This window comes from Microbacterium sp. P5_E9, from assembly GCF_054049175.1.
The window spans coordinates 178,633-195,513 of record NZ_JBFUMV010000004.1 but is presented as its reverse complement, the minus strand read 5'-3'; the positions used below and the strand labels follow the sequence as shown (position 1 = coordinate 195,513).

Genomic DNA, 16,881 nt, shown 5'->3' with positions numbered 1-16,881 from the left:
CCCGAACTCAGCTCGCCGTGTCGCGCGGCGGGTTGTGCATGAATTCGATCCGGATGCCGTTGTCGTCTTCGACGAACGTGGCGTAGTACCGGTCGTTGAAGCGCGGGTACAGCTTCGGCTCGCGCACCGCCGACCAGCCGGCATCGAGCGCGAGCGCATGCAGCCGATCGACCTCCGCCCGCGAATCGAGCGCGAACGCGAGGTGCTGCCAGCCGACCCGGCCGTGCCGGTGCGGACCGCTGCCCGGTTCGCGGGCGGGGAACAGGATCAGCTCGGTTTCACCCTCCCGCCACCACGACACGGAGCTCTCCGCGTCTGAGCGGGTGAATCCGAGCCCTGCCATCACGGGATCGAACTGCGCGATCGAACGGGCCAGATCATCGATGGTGATGCCGAGATGGTCGAAGACAGCCATGGAGCCGAGTCTTCCGGATCGCTCCGACATCGTCGAGACTGAAGGGTCGAGGTCGGGCAGCCGAGCGTGGCTCCCCCCTTCCGGCTCGAACCCGCATTCCGAGGAGCACACGTGAAATCGATCAACCTGTCCGCAGCCGGCATCGTCGCCCCCAATGTCGTCCTCGGAGTGATGCGGATCGCCGACATGTCCGACGACGATGTCCGCGAGCTGGTGCGCTCGGCGCGGGATTCCGGCATCGACTTCTTCGACCACGCGGACATCTACGGCCGCGAGCGGCACGGCTGCGAACGACGCTTCGCAGAAGCGCTGCAGCTCTCCTCCTCGGAGCGGGCGGAGATCACCCTTCAGACGAAGACCGGGATCCGGCATCCGGGACCGTACTTCGATTTCTCGGCGGAGCACATCATCAAGTCCGTGGACGAATCGCTGGAGGCGCTGCAGACGGACTACATCGACATCCTGCTGCTGCACCGCCCCGACGCCCTCGTCGAACCCGACGAGGTCGCGGGCGCCTTCGACCAGCTCGAGGCCGCAGGCAAGGTGCGCGCCTTCGGCGTCTCGAACCACACTCCCCGCCAGATCGATCTGCTCAAGAAGTCGGTGCGCCAGCCGCTCGTCGCGAACCAGCTGCAGCTGTCGGTCACGCATTCGCCGATCATCGCCCAGGGCGTGGCGGCCAACATGGTCGCCGAGGCCCAGTCGGTCGTGCTCGACGGCGGCGGCATCGTCGACTACTGCCGGCTGAACGACATCACGATCCAGGCGTGGTCGCCCTTCCAGGGCGGCTTCTTCACCGGGGCCTTCCTGGACTCCCCCGAGTATCCCGAGCTGAACGCGGTCCTCGACCGACTGGCCTCGACGTACGACGTGCCGTCGATCGCCATCGCGACCGCGTGGATCACCCGGCACCCGGCACAGATGCAGGTCGTCCTGGGCACCACGAACCCTGAGCGTGTGCGGGGCGCGGCGCTCGGCTCGGACCTCGCGCTGACCCGCCCCGAGTGGTACGAGCTGTTCCGCGCGGCGGGGCACATCGTCCCCTGAGGAGACGGCGGATGACCGGTTCGTCGGCGGTCCGTGTAGCGTCAGCCGCATAGGGTCACCCTGGCTCTCGAAGGAGCACGACCCATGGGCGAGAAGTCCACTCGTAAAGAAGGCGGCAAGACCGCACCCGCCAAGACGCTCAAAGAGAAGCGCACCGCGAAGCACGACAAGAAGGCGGCCAACAGCCGCGCCGCCGAGACGGACTCGATCACGAGGATCAAGAACCGCTAGAACGAGCGTCGCATAGCAGGCCCATCGGCCCGCGGTCAATGGGTCGGCGTCAGGATTCGCGCGCAGATAATCTGATCGAGCAGTGCCGCGCTGCGGTCGAGACATCGGCGTTCGGGTCGCCGCACAGACTCCCGTCTGCGCGATGGCCTCGGTGGTCCCCAGCCACCGAGGCCGTCACTGCGCCGCGACACCCGTGCGAGCTTCGGCTGATCCCCGGCAGACAGGCGAGTCCCATGCTCTCGATGTTCATCGCAATCGCGGTGCTGCTCGCCGGCGCGGTGCTGCTGCTGGCCGTGCGGCGCCGCGCCGAACGAGACATCGCCGTCAGCGCTCGCGCCGCCCGGATCACCGGCTCGATGCCGGTCGCGCCCACCGACCCGCCGGATGCGCCCGCGGCGCTGGCGGCGGCCGAGGCCGTCGGCAGCGCGATGATCCAGGCCGGCTACTCGGTGGAGACGGTGCAGGATGTGCTCGGCGACATCGCCCGCGTCAACGGCCTGCCGGAGAGCGAGGTGCTGGTCTTCCCGAACGCCCTCCTCGTCTCTGCGCGCGGGCAGGGTCAGCACCGCACTGGCGCGGTGAGCACCGGCGACGGCCGGCTCCTGCTCTCCCAGATCGACGAAGTGCAGCAGACGGTGGATGCCGCGCGCACCGGTGTCCTGAACCCCGCGTCCACCATCGAGCGGATCGACCGGATTCACGAGATGCCACCCGGCTACGGTCCGGTCCTGCGAGTGCTCGGCTATGGGCTCCTGAGCGCGGCGCTCTCCGTCCTGCTCGGTGCATCGTGGACCGGCGTCGCCCTCGCCGCCGCACTCGGGCTGGGAACCGGCGCCGCGCTGCTCCTGAGCGAGCGGGTGCCGCGGCGCTACGGTGCGCTGATCACGGTCGCAATCGCGTTCCTCGTGGCGGCCATGGTGTTCCTGCTTCTGCGACTGGGGTGGGGGTCCGGCATCGAGGCGGCGCTGCTCGCTCCGCTCGTCGTTCTCCTTCCCGGCGCCCTGCTCACCACCGCTGTCCTGGAGCTGTCCACGGGTCAGATGATCTCCGGCGCGGGACGCGCGGCGGCGGGGGCGATGCAGCTCGTTCTCCTCAGCGCGGGCATCGTGACCGCCGGCGCTCTCGTCGGCGTGCCCGATTTCGACTTCAGCCCGCACCCCGACCATCTCGGGCCGATCGCGCCGTGGATCGCCGTCGCCGTGTTCGGCGTAGCGATCTCGGTGCACCGCTCCGCGCCGCGCCGCTCGATCCCGTGGATCCTGTTCGTGCTCTACATCGCCTACGCAGCGCAGGTGCTCGGTGGTCTCGTCGTGGGCGGGGTGCTGTCGGCGTTCGTGGGCGCGCTGTGTGTGACACCGGTGACCGCCCTCGTGGCCCGGCAGCCGTCGGGACCCGCGGCGCTCGTCAGCTTCACACCCGCGTTCTCGCTGCTCGTGCCTGGTGCGCTCGGACTGGTGGGCGTGGCCGATGTGCTCGGCGGCGACTCAGCGGCATCGGCCTCCCTCGTCGCCACCCTCGCGACGATGGTCGCGATCGCTCTCGGAGTTCTGGCCGGTTCGAGCCTGTCGAACCGGATGCGGCGGCCCGCGCTCTGACAACCTGGTCAGCGCCCAGCGTCACCGGGTGAAGGCGACCTCCGCCGTCGGCACGACCTTGCCCGCACGGCCCGGAGCCGTCTGGAACGTCCAGTACAGGTTGGCGTGCGCGATCACCTGAGCGGGCGGCGGCGCACCCCACTCGGTGAGGTCCTCGGTGGTGTGCGCGTCCGAGACCAGTGTGACGTCGTAGCCGCGGACGAAGCCGCCGTGCAGGGTGGCGCGCACGCACGCGTCGGTCTGCGCCCCGCTGATCACGAGGTGCCCGATGCCGCCCTCGGCCAGCACCCGCTCGAGCTCGGTCGCCTCGAACGCGTCGCCATACTCTTTGCGGATCACGACGCCTTCGGCGGCCGGGGTGAGTTCCGGCACGATCTGCCAGGCGTCGCTGTCGATCGGGAGACCCTCGTCGGAGTGCTGGACCCAGACGACAGGCACCGACTCTGACCGGGCACGGCCGATCAGGGCCGCGATGTTGGTAACTACGGCATCACGCTGGTGCGCGCCTGCCAAGACTCCGTTCTGGGCGTCGATCACCAGCAATGCGGTGCCTGGACGGTCGATGGGGCTGGTCATTTCGTCCTCCGATTCCATGGCAGCGAGGTAGCCGTCACGCTACTCGCGGCATCCGACACCAGACTCCCACCCCGGTGACCCCGCCGATCAGCCGGCAAGCACGGTGTCGCCGACAGTGATGGTCGCGTTCGCCGGCGAGGATGCCAGCTCGGGCACGAGCCAGACGCCGAACCAGGTCTTTCCATCCCACCGGCGGTGCTTCGCGAGGGTGCGGATGGGCTCCTTGCCGCGCACGAGCGACACCGGGTCGATCGTGGTCATGACGCACCGGTCGCACACCCCACTTACGCTGAATCGCACCTCGCCGAGCTGCACGAACGGCCAGTTGTCTTCAGCGAACGGCTGGTCGGGGTCGCCGTCGACCACCACGTTCGGGCGGAAGCGGAGCATGTCCAGCAGGGGCGTCTCGTCATCCGTCCACCGGTTGAGCTGGGCGAGGGAGGACTCGTTCGCCAGTAGCAGCGGTCCGACATCGGCGAGGGAGACCCGATCGTCCGGCCGGCCTCCGTGCGACGGATTCACCGGTCGCACCAGCGGGTCGGGCTGCCACACGAGTCGCACCGGTCGGCCGAGGCGGGCGGTCAGCCAGGCATCGGCCTCTGGGCCGGCGGGCAGAGCCGAACCCTGACGCGAGTGGCCCACCGTGACGGGTGCGGCGTGCACGGGCACCGCGACCCGCAGCGCCTCACCTCGTTCGTCGCGGTCACCGAGCAGCAGGCCGCCGTCGCCCTGCGCTTCGGCAGTCAAGGAGAGGAGCACGTTCGCCTCGCGCGCCGTCACCGGCTCACCGTCGGGATCGACCACTGCCCACCGGCGGTCGTCGGCGAGTCCCCACGGCAGCACCCGCGCCGTTTCGATGTCGAGGCCCGCGAACGACTTGACGGGATACACACGGAGCCGGGTCACCTGCACCCATGAACGCTACCGCGCGACTGACCGCACTGGCCGAGCGGGCCACTCGGCTCCCGTCCAGGGCCGCAGCCGCGGAATCCACGGTCTCGCGACCGACGTTCGCTGGACCTACTCCCCCGGCACGGCTGACGCGCGGGCTGCCAGCGCAGCCGCCCGGCGATTGCCGCGCTGCGAGGTCGGGAATCGGGCGATCATCTCCCGGAGCTCCTTGCCGTCGACGTCGGCGCCGAAGGGCTCGGTGCCGGGCTCCAGCTTCACGCCGTCATCGAGATCTCCCACCACGACCGGGTCGAACCCGAGGTCGTCGACGATCCCCGCGACGATGTCGAGGTCGCGAACGTCGTCCCCGGCGATGCCGATCGCCTTCCGGCCGGCCTGGCCGGTCGGCCGCGCCTCGTCTTCGAGGTCGTGATACCCCATGTGGTTGAACGCCTTGACGACCCGCGACGCCGGCAGGAGGTCGCGCACGAGCGCGCTGCTCGAAGCCAGCGGATCGGTGAACTCCTCGGGGAACCCGTCGACCTCCCACCAATAGTTCATGGCATCGATGACGAGCTTGCCGGCGAGGGCGTCGACCGGAATCGTGCGGTACTTGCCGAGCGGGAGAGCGAGGATGACGATGTCGGCCCTGGCGGCGGCATCCGTCGCCGACGTGGCCACCGCACTCGGTGCGAACACATCGACCGTCAGCGCGATCCGCTGCGGGTCACGGGAGCTCGCGATCAGCACCTCGTAGCCGGCGGCAGCGGCGAGTCGCGCCAGCACCGTGCCGAGCTTGCCGGCACCGAGGATCCCGATGACGACCTTGCCTCCGGTCATGCGTGTACGGCCTTCCCGTCTGCCGTGATCCGTGCGGGCGGCATTCCGCTCGGCATCCATTCTGCGTCGTCCTCCGCGAGAAGCTCCCGCACCCGTGGGGCCACCTGCTCGCCGAGGAGTCGGATGCTGCGTTCCCGCGCGGCCCGCGGCAGGTTCAGCAGGTCGTACTTCAGGTCGAATCGGCTCAGGTGGTTGGCGCGGGCGACGAAGGCGATCTTGCGGGCGACGGTGTCGGGCGAGCCGACGAACAGGGATCCGGCCTCGACCTCCTGCCGGTACCGGTCGGTGGTCGGCGGATAGAAGCCCCGCTCCTCGCTCATCCGGGTGACCACGGGCTGCCAGTAGTTCCAGTAGAGCTCTCGTGCCTCGTCGTCGGTGTCGGCGATCATGCCGATCGAGTGCTGACCGATCGGCAGCTCGGGCTCGCCGAACTGCTTCAGCGCGCGCAGGTACAGCTCGGCATGCCCCGCGAACCGCTCGGGGCGACCACCGATGATCGCCATCATGAGGGGCAGTCCATAGCGCGCGGCCCGGACGACAGAGTCGGGGCTGCCGCCGATCCCGATCCAGGTGGGGATACCGCCCTCCGGCATCCGCGGGTGCAGGCGCTGGTCGGTCAAGGGGGTGCGGAAGCGGCCGGACCAGGTCACGGACTCCTCGCGCTGCAGCTTCATGAAGAGCTCGAGCTTCTCGTCGAACAGCTCCTCGTACTCGGCGATGTCGTAGCCGAACAGGGCGAACGACTCGATGGCCGAAGCGCGGCCGAGCACGAGCTGCGCCCGCCCGTTCGAGATCGCATCGACGGTGGCGAACTCCTGATAGAGGCGCACGGGATCCTGCGTCGACAGCACCGTCACCGAGGTGCCGAGCCCGATCGTGGTCGTCGCCTGTGCGGCGCCGGCCAGGATGACAGGCGTCGCCGAGTCGTTGTGTCCGTCTCGGTAATGCTCGCCGACGCTGAACACGTCGAGGCCGACCGACTCGGCCAGCTGCGCCTCGTCGATGAGCAGACGGACGGTCTCGGCATCCGTCATCACCCGATCGCCGTCAGTGGGGTTCTCGCCGAAGGAGTTCAGACCGAACTCGAAACGCTCCGGATCCAAGGGTCCTGCGCCCGAGGGCGCCGCATCAAGCGAACTGGTCATGATCTCTCCTGTCACAGCATTGCTCAGGTCATCCCTTTGCACGAGGTGAAAACATCTATGCGCACGCATCTATTCCGTGGGGCAGTCGTCCCCCGATCGGCGCGCGATGTCACACGCGGGGGCTGGCCGGTGTCTTCATGTCGAAGGATCGAAACCGCCACCAAGGAGGCAGCCATGACCAGCGAATACCGAATCCCCCCGATCCCGGTGACCGGCGCGTACGGCGCGGTCGTGAAATTCGCCGCCCGCAAGATGCTGGGCCGCGTGCCCGAATCCGTCGGGGTGCTGTGGCACCATCGCGCCGTCATGAAGGACTCCATGAGCATCGGCGGAAAGCTCGAACGTTGGCATGAGCTTGCCCCGGACCTGGCGTCGTATGCCGCCATGGCCTCGGCAGCCGCCATCGGGTGCAGCTGGTGCCTGGACTTCAACTACTTCATGGCGCACAACCACGGTCTCGACGAGGCGAAGGTGCGTGAGGTGCCGCGCTGGCGTGAGTCGACCGTCTTCACCGCCCTCGAACGTCGGGTCATGGAATACGCGGATGCCGCGAGCCAGACACCTCCGGTAGTCACCGACGAGCTGTCCGATGCGCTCCGCGACGAGCTCGGCGCACCGGCGCTCGTCGAGCTGGCTGCCCGCGTCGCGTTCATGAACATGTCGGCGCGGATGAACATCGCGCTCGGCATCCACTCCGAAGAGTTCGCCCCCGCGTGCGGTCTGGCGCCGCTGGCGGAACGATCTGCCGTTTCGGACGCCGCGTAGGCTCGCCGACATGAGCGACGTCGCACGCGAAGACGACGATCCGTTCGTCGTCCACCGGCGGCTGCTGTTCACCGTGGCGTACGAGCTCCTCGGGTCGGCTGCGGACGCCGAGGACGTGCTGCAGGAGTCCTGGATCCGATGGGCGGCGGTCGATCGGAGCGACGTGCGCGAGCCGCGTGCCTACCTCGTCCGCATCGTGTCCCGGCAGGCGCTGAACCACCTCCGCACCCTGGAGCGGCGGCGCGAGGAGTACGTCGGCGAGTGGCTGCCGGAGCCGCTCCTGACGAGCCCTGACGTGGCCGACGACGTCGAGCTCGCCGAGAGCCTCTCGATCGCGATGCTCACCGTGCTCGAGACCCTGGGCCCGGCCGAGCGCGCCGTCTTCGTGCTGCGTGAAGTCTTCGACGTGCCGTACGACGAGATTGCGGATGCCGTGGGCAAGACCCCTGCCGCGGTGCGGCAGATCGCGCACCGGGCCAAGGACCACGTTGCCGCAAGGCGCCCGAGGGTCCGCGTCGTGCGCTCCGAGCATGAGGAGGTGGTCGACCGGCTCGTCCTCGCGCTCAACACCGGCGACCTGCAGAGTCTGATGGACCTCCTCGCCCCTGACGTGGTGTCGGTCGCCGACAGCGGTGGCAAGGTCCGCGGCGCGGCGCGGCGACCGGTGGTGGGCGCGGACCGGCTCGCGCGATACCTCGTCGGCGGAATGGCGAAGGCCGGCGGCGCTGTCACGGCGGCGCGGACCCGGGTGAACGGTCAGGCCGCCGTCCGGATGGAGCTGAACGGGCAGCTCGTCGGCATCGCGAGCATCACAGTCGAGCACGGACGGGTGACGAAGGTCTACTCCATCGCCAATCCCGACAAGCTCGGCCGTCTCGACCGGGAGAATGCGCTCGGCCGCTGACGCCCGCGCTCCCGATAGGGTGCGTGCATGGCCACTGACGTCACCCTCTACATCGGCATCAGTCCCTACAACGCGAAGTTCCATTTCACGGATCCCGTGGTGTGGGCGACCGTCCGGTCTCAGATCGTCACCGCGATGAAGGCAGGCAGCGGAACGATCGAGATCGACCGGAAGGGAGACAAGATCGTCTACGTCTACAGCCCGTTCCTCCCGGTGAACTGGATCGAAAAGGGCGCCTGACTGCTGCTACGAGCCGGCGTCGAGTTCAGCCTGGAGATACTTCGGCGCCTGGACCCGCCACGCATCCATCACCAGTTCGGCGAGATGGTCGTCGTCGATGCCGGCCATGCGGAACGCGATCTTCGGCTCGCCCCACGTCGTCGACGTGCGCAGGAACACGTCCGGCGCCATCTGGACAAGGGCGAGCGTGTCCAAGGGGTCGGCGACCTTCACGCCGACGACGAGTTCAGCCTCGAGGATCTCGCGGATGTCTGCAGGCGTGCTCGGCCACGGCTGGCACTCCCACGCGTACAGCTTGCGGCGCACGAACCACGCGGCGCCACCGGTCGTCGCACGCTCTTCGCTGCCAGGCAGTCTGGCAGCGATGCGGCGCAGGTCATCAAGAGTGGCCACGATGCCAGCGTATTCCGCGCCGCGGACAGCGATCCACTACCCCTGGAGGCGCATCCGACCACGGAGGAAGGGCAGCGCGGGCGCGCGGTACTCCAGCGCCGGAGGGTGGGTCGGTTCGAGCACGAACTCGGCCTGGCCGAACCGCCATAGGCGGTTGAAGAGGAACACGCCGAGCACCACCGGCTGATCGGCGGGAACCTGCCAGGTGCCGAGGCCCCACTGCACCGGCTGACCGCGCCCCGCGATGACGAGCGTCGGCTTGATCCAGGCATAGAGCGCGAACCAGGGCTTGTGCAGCGTCAGTTCGATGCGGCGGGTCACACCTTCGACCGTAGCGCGGGAGTCCGCGCATGCTCATCGCGCGGGCTCGGTGTCGTCCTGTCGCGTCCACGCGATCGCGATCAGCTGGCGCAGCATGTCGAGGTCGAGGTCGTCGAGCTTCCTGGCGTAGACGCAGCTCACGCCCTGCGTGTACGTGCCCAGCTTCGGAAGAAGCGCCTCTGCCTCCGGAAGGTCGTTCAGACCGTAGAACGTCAGCTGCGCCTTGCGCGGCGAGAACCCCGTCTTGAACCAGTTCCCGCGGGTGCGCGGGTTGGCGCGGGAGATGTAGCGGAAGCTGCCATATCCCACCATCGTGGGTCCCCACATGACCGGGTCCACACCCGTAACCTCGCCGAAGATCTCGGCGAGGCGCAGCCCTTCCTCACGTCGGCGGGGCGTCGCGGCGGCCTCGAGGAACTCCTGCACATCGGCATCCGTCGGTTTCGTCTTCGGTTCACTCATGACTGACAGTGTGATTCAGAACCCGTCATCCCTCGAGCTGGGCGAGGAGTTCGACGTTGCCGGTGTTCCCGGAGAACTCCGCGATGCGACCTTTTGTCACGCGGTACATCGCGAACTCGGCGACGTTCGCGTGTCGTCGCGTCGGCGCGATACCGCGGAACTCCCCGAGGTGTGTACCGCTGGCGCGCAGGTGGGCGGCGACACGATCGTCCTCGACGACCAGCTGGATGCGACGCCAGCGCCAGTCGGGAAACGCGCGGAACAGGTCGGCCATGTCGGCCACCCACGCATCGGCGCCGCCCGGCAGGTGCGCACGCCGCACCGCAGGATCGACGAAGGAGCGGATCGCGTCGAGGTCGTGCCGGTTGCACGCGTCGAGAAATTCGGCGTACCACTCACGCATCTCCCACGGCTCCACCACCTCATTATCAGCGGCGGCCGCGCGGCCGATCGCTAGCGCGAGTTGGAGAGCAAGCCAGCTATCTCATCGAGGACGGACTCCTCTCCGGCGTAGATCCCCTCCGCCCGCGGCCAGTGCGCGACCACATCGGTGAAGCCGAGCGACTCCGCGCGGCCCACGGCGTCCTCGTACGCTGCGGCGCTCGCGAGCGAGTAGTCGGACTCGATGTCGATCGACAGAATGCGGGCGACATCCTCCGAACGACCGGATGCCTCGTACTCGGCGTCGAACCGCGCGGCGAGAGCGGCTATCCCCGACCACCACTCCTCGCGATCGTCTTCACTCCCGCCGGTGGTCACCCATCCCTCGCCTTGTCGTGCAGCGAGCCGGATGGCCTTCGGCCCGTTGCCGGCGATGAGCAGCGGCATCCGCGGCTGCCGCGCCGGTGTGCCGACCATCCGCGCCTGCTGCGCGACGAACCAGTCGCCGGGGAACGAGATCCCGCCCGAGCCGGGCTGCTCGAATCGCAGCAGCGCATCCAGGGCATCGACGAACGCGACAAATCTCTCGTGCCGCTGGCGCGGGGTGAGCTCCGTCTGACCGAGAACGTACGCATCGAAGCCGGTTCCCCCCGACCCGACACCGACCAGCACGCGTCCGCCCGCGATGTCGTCCAGCGTCGCGAGCTCCTTCGCGAACGGCACCGGATGCCGGTAGTTCGGGCTCGCGACGAAGAGCCCGAGACCGATGCGGTCCGTGACGGTCGCCGCGGCCGTCAGGGTCGGGATCGTCGCATGCCACGGCTGATCCGCGAGACTCCGCCAGGACAGGTGGTCGTACGTCCACGCGTGATCGAACCCGTACTCCTCGGCCTGGCGCCACCGACGCGCTGCCATGGGCCAGCTCTCCTGCGGCAGGATGACGATTCCGTGTCTCACACCAGCCACGCTACGCCGACCGCTCGCCGAGGCGAGCGAATGAGAAGCCGGATCAGACGGTGTGACCGAACTGGGCCATCAACTCCGTGAGTCGTGCTCTCGCTGCGTCGTACTGCGCGGTGCCCTGGTGCCCGCGGTACCGGGTCTCGATGATCATGATCAGCACCAGATACAGCGTGTACAAGCGACGCCGGGCGGGCTCCGATCCGGCCAGGGCGGCCCGCCCGTAGCCGCGGATGAACGCGGTCGGGTCTCCGAACGCGGCGAGGTCGAGTCCGGCGAAGCCTGCCTCGAAGAGCGGGTCTCCGAAGAACGCACGCTCGTGATCGATGATCGACACGATCGTGCCATCGCGCACCATCACATTGCTCGGCCAGAGATCCCATTCCACGAAACGCGGCTCGGTCACGTCGTCGAGGGCTGCAGCATTCTCAGCGATGACCGCGCGAACCGAAGAGTAAGGCCATCCCAGGTCGAGGCCGGCACGCTCGCCGTCGCGGAGGACGTTCTCGATCATCGACTCGAACGCGGGTCGCCAAGATGTGAATCCGGGTCCGCGGATCGCGCCGTAGTGCGCGCCCACGATCGTGTTCAGCTCGCTGTTCATGGCGCCGAGCTGCTCCCGGTACTTCGCCGACTCGGATGCCTGCAGTTCGCCGTGTTCCAGCAGAATCCCGAGGTTGTCGGCTTCGATGAACGGCATGAAGAAGTAGTCGGCATCGATCAGCTCCCGGGACAGATCGCCGAAGTCCACGTGCGGAACGGGAACCCGAGTGTGCGACTCGACGAGCGCAATGGCGGCGAGCTCGTTCCGCATCATCCCCTGCTCGTAGGTCATCACGTCAACATGGGGCGGCGGCGCGATCTTGAGGACGACCTGCGTGCCATCCCTGAGGCGCAGCCGGTAGGCGACGTTGAACCATCCGTGCCCGAGTTCTTCGGCGAAGCCGGGGTCGGTGGGCACTTGGTCGGCACCATAGGCGCGCTCTACCCTCGCGAGCAGCATGCTCGCCGACTGACGATTCTTGGTGATGCTTTCCACTGCGGCTCCTGTCGCCTGCTGCTAGCCGAGTTCGGATGGGTGGGTGAGCCGCCACCACTCAGTCGGCGGGGTGATGCTCCCCTCGATTTCGACGTCTGCTGTCACGGTGTTCGGCCCGGCCGTCCATGTGACAGTCCCGACGACCTCGCCATCTTCATAGGTCGTGGGCGTCGTCGTGTCCATCGTCACGGTGATCGGGGTGTCCGACCACGTGAAGATCGAGGCGCCGTCGCCCAGCACCAAATGCGCGGTCGAGCCCCAGGGTGTCGTAAGGGTGCCGACTTCCTGGCCGTCTGTCGCCAGCTGCACGGAGTGGAAGCCATCGCGGATGCTGTGCAGCAGAGTGAGGACGACTTCGTCGACAGCGGCTCGCGAGTAGCCGCCGAGCATCACTCCGGTGACGCTCAGCGGCTGAGCCGCTCCGACATCGAGGGATGCCGTGTACAGCAGGCTGTAGTTTCCGTCGCCCAGATTGCCGGTCTTGAGCCCCGTGATCCCGTCGCGGCCCAGCAGATCGTTGGTGTTGGTCATCCCGCCGGGGCCGCTGAGTTCCATGTAGGAAGTCGCGACGATCTGCGCGATCGCTGGATTGGCGGCGGCGAGCTTTCCGATCGCGATGAGGTCGCTCGGAGTGCTCGTGTTGCGAGGGCTGATGCCGGTCGGCTCGACGATCGTTGTGCCGGCGAGAGCGTGCGCGGAGAGCCACTGCCGCGCCGCGCTGAGGAACCTGCCCTGGGACCCGAACGCCCAGGTGGACACCGCCTCGGCATAGTTGCTCGCCGACGGGATCAGCATCGTCGCGAGGGCGTCGCGCAGCGACATCGCGCTGCCGGTCGGCATCGCGGCGATCTTCGCGCCCATCACGTAGTACTTGTCGTAGAGGTCGTGGTCGGCCTTGTGGAAGGTGATCGTGGGTCCGGGATCGTCGGCGCCCGCGAGCGGCTTCGCGTCGAGGACCACGAGCGCGGTGATCAGTTTGCTGATGCTCGCGATCGGGCGAGGATCGTTGGTGCCGCTGCTGGTCCAGATGCCGCTTGCCGTGGTGCCGAGGTACTCATCGGCTCCGGAGATGCTGATCGCCGAGGCGCCATCCACGGGGAGGACGATCGCGGCGGCATCCTGCACCGGCGCATGCGGCGCCTGCGATGCGACGACCGGTGCGCTCAGCGGCGCGTTCAGAGCCCAGCCGACGTAGCCTCCGGGCGCGCCGACCACGACCGCGATCACGACCGAGGTGATGATCAGGCCCCGGCGCCGGCGGGCACGTCGCGCCTTGGGTTCGAACTGTGGCGCGTGATCGGGGAACTCTTCCTCGTGCCGCATCAGCTCCGCGAAGTCGGAAAGCTCATCCGGCGATCGATCCTGCGTCGTCATAGTGCCCCGTTGATGAGTGAAGAGATTCCATCCTGCATCAGCACGGATAGGACGACCAATCAGCTGCCCGGCCCCGACGGGGACCCTCCATCACTCCGGATGCCGGCTGTGGTCTGCGACGTCAGGTGTCGACCGCAGCACGTCGGCGATCTCCTCCTCCGGGCGCGGCGCGATGTTCTCGTCGACCTCGAGCTCGGGGACGCTCGGCTCATCTGGGCCGGGGATGTGATGCTCCGGGGAGTGCTCGTTGGGAGTGGACACGGCGGCTCCTTCGGTCAGCGACATCCACAGCGTAGGCCGAGTTCGCCGCTGGGGCAGAGGCTGGCGTTCCAGTCGTCGTGACGACGATTCGGGGCGGCGGGTAGCCTCGCCCCTAGGAGGAACCCATGGCCATCAAACTGGAGAACGTCGGCATCGCCGTTCGCGACCTCGACGCGACGATCGCCTTCTTCACCGACCTCGGTCTCACGGTCATCGGTCGCGACACGGTCAGTGGCGAGTGGACCGACACCGCGGTGGGTCTGGACGGCAACCACGCCAACATCGCGATGCTGCAGACCCCGGACGGACTCGGCACCCTCGAGCTCTTCGAGTACATCCACCCGCAGGCGATCGAGACAGAACCTACCCGTCCCAACGAGATCGGCATGCACCGCGTCGCCTTCTCGGTCGACGATATCGACGAGGCGCTGGCAATCGCTGCGAGGCACGGCTGCCTGCCGCTGCGCGGCGTGGCCACCTACCAGGACATCTACAAGCTCACCTACGTCCGCGGACCCAGCGGCATCATCGTGATGCTCGCCGAGGAATTGAAAAGGGACCCCACATGATCGCTCGATTCGAAGAGCTCGACTGGCAAGAGACGCGGATGGGCGAACTGACCCTCCGCCGGCGTGCCGACGCGGAGACGGGTGAGCTGATCTACGAGGTGAAGCTGAAGGACGAGTACCTGATGTCGAGCCTGTTCACCGTCGCCGAGGAGGAGCTCGCGACACTGGGCCTCGCTCCGGTCGAAGGCGCCGACCTGAACGTGCTCGTGGGAGGGCTGGGCCTGGGTTACACGGCCGCGACGGCCTTGCACGATGACCGCGTGCGCCGGCTGGATGTGATCGATGCGCTCCCCGCGGTCATCGGGTGGCATGAGCGCGAACTCCTCCCGGTGTCCGCGCAGCTGGTGCGGGATCCGCGGGTCACGCTGGTCCACGACGACTTCTTCGCCGTGGTGCGCCGGTCACCCGCGCCAGAGGACGTCCGGTACGACGCCATCCTGCTCGATGTCGATCATTCCCCACGTCACACGCTCGATCCGAGTCACGCCGACCTCTATACCGCGGCCGGACTCGAATCCCTCGCCCAGCACCTCGCCGACCGGGGCGTCTTCGCCCTGTGGTCGGACGATCCCCCCGACGCCGACTTCATGACCACGCTCTCCTCGGTCCTCGACGACAGCGCAGCGCACGTCGTGACGTTCGCCAACCGCCTCACCGGCGGCACCTCATCGAACACGGTCTACGTCGCAACCCGGCGGCAGGAGACCCAGTGAGCGGCGCGACCTCTTCTGAGGAGCTGCTCGATGTTCGGATCCGCCCCATTGTCGTCACCGATGCGGCCGAGGTGTTCACCCTCCAGCGCGCGGCCTTCATCGAGGAGGCGATTCTCTACGACACGCTCGACACCCCGGCACTCACCCAGACGTTCGACGAGCTGAAAGCGGAACTCGCGACGAACAGCGGCTGCGTGGCGCTGGTCGGATCGCGGATGGTGGGCTCCGTCAGGGCGCGATCGGTCGGAGATGTGCTGAGAATCGGACGCCTCGCGGTGGTCCCCGATCTGCAGGGTCGGGGAATCGGAACCCGGCTGCTCCAAGCCGTCGAGGCGCGATCGGATGCCGCGGAGGCCGAGCTCTTCACCGGAGCGCTCAGTGTCGCGAATCTTCGCCTGTACCAACGCGAGGGTTACGTGGAGACACATCGGGTCGCGCTGCCCGCGGTGGAGCTGGTCTACCTGCGCAAACAGCTGTCGTAGCGCCCAACTGACCCCGAATCCGCCGCCCGCGGACCAAAGGATGCCGCGACCCAGGCCCTCGATGGGCCTCAGGCCGCGGCATCCGCGCTTCGTCGCGAAGTCAGCGCTTGGCGAGCTCGCGGCCGACGATCTCGCGCATGATCTCGTTCGTGCCGCCGTAGATGCGGTGCACGCGCGCGTCGAGGAATGCGCGCGCGATCGGGTACTCGGTGATGTAGCCGTAGCCGCCGTGCAGCTGCACGCAGACGTCGATGACGTCCCACTCGCGCTCGGTCGCCCAGAACTTGACCTTCGCCGCTTCGACGGCCGAGAGCTTGCCGTCCTTGTAGGCGAGCAGGGCACGGTCCATGTACGCCCACAGCGCGTCGACGGTGGTGGCGACCTCGGCCAGCTTGAAGCGGGTGTTCTGGAAGTCGATGATCCGCTCGCCGAAGGCCTCGCGGTCCTTCGTGTACGCCAGCGTCCACTTCAGCGCGGCCTCGGCCGCGGCGGCGCCCGCGATGCCGATCGAGAGGCGCTCGAGGGGCAGGTTCATCATCAGCTGGATGAAGCCCTGGCCCTCTTTGCCGCTGATCAGGTTCTCTTCCGGAACGAACACGTCGCTGAAGGACAGCTCGGCGGTGTCGTGGCCCTGGAAGCCCATCTTGTGGAGCTTCTTGCCGTGGTCGAAGCCCGCCATGCCGTTCTCGATCAGCAGCAGGCTGAAGGCATCCGCCTTGTTGCCTTCGCCGGTCTTGACGAACGTGACGATGACATCGGCGGTCTTGCCGCTCGAGATGAACGTCTTCGCGCCATTGACGAGATATCCGCCCTCGACCTTCTTGGCGGTCGTCTTGATGCCGCGCAGGTCGCTGCCCGCGCCGGGCTCGCTCATCGCGAGGGCGCCGAGGATCTCGCCGGTCGCCATGCCGGGGAGCCACTTCTCCTTCTGCTCCTGCGTGCCCATGTGCACGAGGTAGGGGATGGCGAGGTCGTCCTGGATGCCGAAGGCGCCGGCGAGCGAGCCTGCGCCGGCGAGGATCACCTCTTCGTTGACGATGGCGCGGAAGCGGTAGTCCTGAAGCATCCCGGCACCGCCGAACTCCTCGGGGACCGAGAGTCCGATGAGGCCCGACTCGCCTGCGGCGAGCATGGTGGCACGATCGACCTCGCCCGCGGCATCCCACCGCTCCCGCGCCTCGTTGGTCACGTAGCGCTTGATGAACTCCTTGACGACGTCGCGGAACGCCTCGTGGTCCTCGTCGTAGATGTCGCGCTCCATGCGCCCCTCCTCGTTG

General features: G+C 68.0%; 23 protein-coding genes. 9 read left to right on the top strand and 14 right to left on the bottom strand.

The genetic code is table 11. The features are described from left to right. Window positions 1–7: 7 nt before the first annotated feature. On the bottom strand, window positions 8–415 hold the full coding sequence (locus ACXJ3V_RS08915) for a VOC family protein (protein ID WP_457099933.1): 408 nt from the start codon (window positions 413–415) through the stop codon (window positions 8–10). Window positions 416–526: 111 nt separating this feature from the next. Between ACXJ3V_RS08915 and ACXJ3V_RS08910 the strand changes: the two genes are divergently transcribed. The 3 genes from ACXJ3V_RS08910 (at window position 527) to ACXJ3V_RS08900 (ending at window position 3,288) form a co-directional block, all read left to right on the top strand. After that, complete coding sequence (locus ACXJ3V_RS08910) at window positions 527–1,462, top strand: aldo/keto reductase (protein WP_457099932.1); 936 nt, start codon at window positions 527–529, stop codon at window positions 1,460–1,462. 84 nt (window positions 1,463–1,546) lie between these two features. After that, window positions 1,547–1,693, top strand: a complete 147-nt coding sequence (locus ACXJ3V_RS08905; RefSeq protein WP_457099931.1) for a hypothetical protein — start codon at window positions 1,547–1,549, stop codon at window positions 1,691–1,693. A gap of 242 nt (window positions 1,694–1,935) precedes the next feature. Continuing rightward, on the top strand, window positions 1,936–3,288 hold the full coding sequence (locus ACXJ3V_RS08900; RefSeq protein ID WP_457099930.1) for a threonine/serine ThrE exporter family protein: 1,353 nt from the start codon (window positions 1,936–1,938) through the stop codon (window positions 3,286–3,288). Window positions 3,289–3,309: 21 nt separating this feature from the next. Here the strand turns inward: ACXJ3V_RS08900 and ACXJ3V_RS08895 are convergent, their stop codons facing one another. From ACXJ3V_RS08895 to ACXJ3V_RS08880, 4 genes are all read right to left on the bottom strand, one after another. After that, the gene (locus tag ACXJ3V_RS08895; protein ID WP_457099929.1) at window positions 3,310–3,864 is read right to left on the bottom strand and encodes an isochorismatase family protein; all 555 of its coding nucleotides are present in this window, start codon (window positions 3,862–3,864) and stop codon (window positions 3,310–3,312) included. 87 nt (window positions 3,865–3,951) lie between these two features. Further along, window positions 3,952–4,776: an MOSC domain-containing protein gene (locus tag ACXJ3V_RS08890; protein WP_457099928.1), complete on the bottom strand. Its 825-nt coding sequence runs from the start codon at window positions 4,774–4,776 to the stop codon at window positions 3,952–3,954. A 108-nt stretch (window positions 4,777–4,884) separates the two neighbouring features. Continuing rightward, window positions 4,885–5,595 (bottom strand): NADPH-dependent F420 reductase, encoded by a 711-nt coding sequence (locus ACXJ3V_RS08885; protein ID WP_457099927.1) that lies wholly within the window; start codon window positions 5,593–5,595, stop codon window positions 4,885–4,887. Beyond that, window positions 5,592–6,740, bottom strand: a complete 1,149-nt coding sequence (locus ACXJ3V_RS08880; RefSeq protein WP_457099926.1) for an LLM class flavin-dependent oxidoreductase — start codon at window positions 6,738–6,740, stop codon at window positions 5,592–5,594. Before ACXJ3V_RS08880 ends, ACXJ3V_RS08885 begins: the two co-directional genes overlap by 4 nt. 174 nt (window positions 6,741–6,914) lie before the next feature. Between ACXJ3V_RS08880 and ACXJ3V_RS08875 the strand changes: the two genes are divergently transcribed. From ACXJ3V_RS08875 to ACXJ3V_RS08865, 3 genes are read left to right on the top strand one after another with little or no spacing between them, the layout of a single operon-like run. Beyond that, window positions 6,915–7,505, top strand: coding sequence for a carboxymuconolactone decarboxylase family protein (locus tag ACXJ3V_RS08875; protein WP_457099925.1), 591 nt, complete (start codon window positions 6,915–6,917; stop codon window positions 7,503–7,505). Between the two features lie 10 nt (window positions 7,506–7,515). After that, a complete protein-coding gene (locus ACXJ3V_RS08870) occupies window positions 7,516–8,409 on the top strand; it encodes an RNA polymerase sigma-70 factor (protein WP_457099924.1) in 894 nt (297 codons plus the stop codon). A gap of 27 nt (window positions 8,410–8,436) precedes the next feature. Continuing rightward, on the top strand, window positions 8,437–8,649 hold the full coding sequence (locus tag ACXJ3V_RS08865) for a hypothetical protein (RefSeq protein ID WP_457099923.1): 213 nt from the start codon (window positions 8,437–8,439) through the stop codon (window positions 8,647–8,649). Window positions 8,650–8,655: 6 nt separating this feature from the next. On the opposite strand, the gene ACXJ3V_RS08860 is transcribed toward ACXJ3V_RS08865, so the two are convergent. From ACXJ3V_RS08860 to ACXJ3V_RS08825, 8 genes are all read right to left on the bottom strand, one after another. Continuing rightward, complete coding sequence (locus tag ACXJ3V_RS08860; protein WP_457099922.1) at window positions 8,656–9,042, bottom strand: MmcQ/YjbR family DNA-binding protein; 387 nt, start codon at window positions 9,040–9,042, stop codon at window positions 8,656–8,658. A 36-nt stretch (window positions 9,043–9,078) separates the two neighbouring features. After that, window positions 9,079–9,363: a hypothetical protein gene (locus tag ACXJ3V_RS08855; RefSeq protein ID WP_457099921.1), complete on the bottom strand. Its 285-nt coding sequence runs from the start codon at window positions 9,361–9,363 to the stop codon at window positions 9,079–9,081. Between the two features lie 33 nt (window positions 9,364–9,396). Then, window positions 9,397–9,825, bottom strand: coding sequence for a DUF1801 domain-containing protein (locus ACXJ3V_RS08850; protein ID WP_457099920.1), 429 nt, complete (start codon window positions 9,823–9,825; stop codon window positions 9,397–9,399). A 25-nt stretch (window positions 9,826–9,850) separates the two neighbouring features. Next, window positions 9,851–10,243 carry an ester cyclase gene (locus ACXJ3V_RS08845; protein WP_457099919.1) on the bottom strand — a complete coding sequence of 131 codons (393 nt, stop codon included), beginning with the start codon at window positions 10,241–10,243 and terminating at the stop codon, window positions 9,851–9,853. 35 nt (window positions 10,244–10,278) lie between these two features. After that, window positions 10,279–11,163: an LLM class flavin-dependent oxidoreductase gene (locus tag ACXJ3V_RS08840; protein ID WP_457099918.1), complete on the bottom strand. Its 885-nt coding sequence runs from the start codon at window positions 11,161–11,163 to the stop codon at window positions 10,279–10,281. 52 nt (window positions 11,164–11,215) lie between these two features. Then, window positions 11,216–12,205: a phosphotransferase family protein gene (locus tag ACXJ3V_RS08835; RefSeq protein ID WP_457099917.1), complete on the bottom strand. Its 990-nt coding sequence runs from the start codon at window positions 12,203–12,205 to the stop codon at window positions 11,216–11,218. A gap of 21 nt (window positions 12,206–12,226) precedes the next feature. Beyond that, entirely contained in the window at window positions 12,227–13,579 is a 1,353-nt protein-coding gene (locus ACXJ3V_RS08830) for a D-alanyl-D-alanine carboxypeptidase family protein (RefSeq protein ID WP_457099916.1), read from the bottom strand. Between the two features lie 90 nt (window positions 13,580–13,669). Then, window positions 13,670–13,840, bottom strand: a complete 171-nt coding sequence (locus ACXJ3V_RS08825) for a hypothetical protein (protein ID WP_457099915.1) — start codon at window positions 13,838–13,840, stop codon at window positions 13,670–13,672. Between the two features lie 125 nt (window positions 13,841–13,965). Between ACXJ3V_RS08825 and ACXJ3V_RS08820 the strand changes: the two genes are divergently transcribed. Genes ACXJ3V_RS08820 through ACXJ3V_RS08810 form a run of 3 tightly spaced genes read left to right on the top strand, consistent with a single transcriptional unit; the run spans window position 13,966 to window position 15,604 of the window. Continuing rightward, entirely contained in the window at window positions 13,966–14,409 is a 444-nt protein-coding gene (locus tag ACXJ3V_RS08820; protein ID WP_457099914.1) for a VOC family protein, read from the top strand. Beyond that, the gene (locus tag ACXJ3V_RS08815) at window positions 14,406–15,122 is read left to right on the top strand and encodes a spermidine synthase (RefSeq protein WP_457099913.1); all 717 of its coding nucleotides are present in this window, start codon (window positions 14,406–14,408) and stop codon (window positions 15,120–15,122) included. The genes ACXJ3V_RS08820 and ACXJ3V_RS08815 overlap by 4 nt, the downstream gene beginning before the upstream one ends. Continuing rightward, window positions 15,119–15,604: a GNAT family N-acetyltransferase gene (locus ACXJ3V_RS08810; RefSeq protein ID WP_457099912.1), complete on the top strand. Its 486-nt coding sequence runs from the start codon at window positions 15,119–15,121 to the stop codon at window positions 15,602–15,604. The genes ACXJ3V_RS08815 and ACXJ3V_RS08810 overlap by 4 nt, the downstream gene beginning before the upstream one ends. A 100-nt stretch (window positions 15,605–15,704) precedes the next feature. Here the strand turns inward: ACXJ3V_RS08810 and ACXJ3V_RS08805 are convergent, their stop codons facing one another. Further along, window positions 15,705–16,865, bottom strand: a complete 1,161-nt coding sequence (locus ACXJ3V_RS08805) for an acyl-CoA dehydrogenase family protein (RefSeq protein ID WP_457099978.1) — start codon at window positions 16,863–16,865, stop codon at window positions 15,705–15,707. Window positions 16,866–16,881 lie beyond the last annotated feature (16 nt).

Coding starts and splice junctions, on each gene's coding strand:
- ACXJ3V_RS08915 (WP_457099933.1), bottom strand. CDS start 415: ATGGCTGTCTTCGACCATCTCGGCATCACCATCGATGATCTGGCCCGT.
- ACXJ3V_RS08905 (WP_457099931.1), top strand. CDS start 1,547: ATGGGCGAGAAGTCCACTCGTAAAGAAGGCGGCAAGACCGCACCCGCC.
- ACXJ3V_RS08900 (WP_457099930.1), top strand. CDS start 1,936: ATGTTCATCGCAATCGCGGTGCTGCTCGCCGGCGCGGTGCTGCTGCTG.
- ACXJ3V_RS08895 (WP_457099929.1), bottom strand. CDS start 3,864: ATGACCAGCCCCATCGACCGTCCAGGCACCGCATTGCTGGTGATCGAC.
- ACXJ3V_RS08885 (WP_457099927.1), bottom strand. CDS start 5,595: ATGACCGGAGGCAAGGTCGTCATCGGGATCCTCGGTGCCGGCAAGCTC.
- ACXJ3V_RS08880 (WP_457099926.1), bottom strand. CDS start 6,740: ATGACCAGTTCGCTTGATGCGGCGCCCTCGGGCGCAGGACCCTTGGAT.
- ACXJ3V_RS08875 (WP_457099925.1), top strand. CDS start 6,915: ATGACCAGCGAATACCGAATCCCCCCGATCCCGGTGACCGGCGCGTAC.
- ACXJ3V_RS08870 (WP_457099924.1), top strand. CDS start 7,516: ATGAGCGACGTCGCACGCGAAGACGACGATCCGTTCGTCGTCCACCGG.
- ACXJ3V_RS08865 (WP_457099923.1), top strand. CDS start 8,437: ATGGCCACTGACGTCACCCTCTACATCGGCATCAGTCCCTACAACGCG.
- ACXJ3V_RS08850 (WP_457099920.1), bottom strand. CDS start 9,825: ATGAGTGAACCGAAGACGAAACCGACGGATGCCGATGTGCAGGAGTTC.
- ACXJ3V_RS08830 (WP_457099916.1), bottom strand. CDS start 13,579: ATGACGACGCAGGATCGATCGCCGGATGAGCTTTCCGACTTCGCGGAG.
- ACXJ3V_RS08820 (WP_457099914.1), top strand. CDS start 13,966: ATGGCCATCAAACTGGAGAACGTCGGCATCGCCGTTCGCGACCTCGAC.
- ACXJ3V_RS08815 (WP_457099913.1), top strand. CDS start 14,406: ATGATCGCTCGATTCGAAGAGCTCGACTGGCAAGAGACGCGGATGGGC.
- ACXJ3V_RS08805 (WP_457099978.1), bottom strand. CDS start 16,865: ATGGAGCGCGACATCTACGACGAGGACCACGAGGCGTTCCGCGACGTC.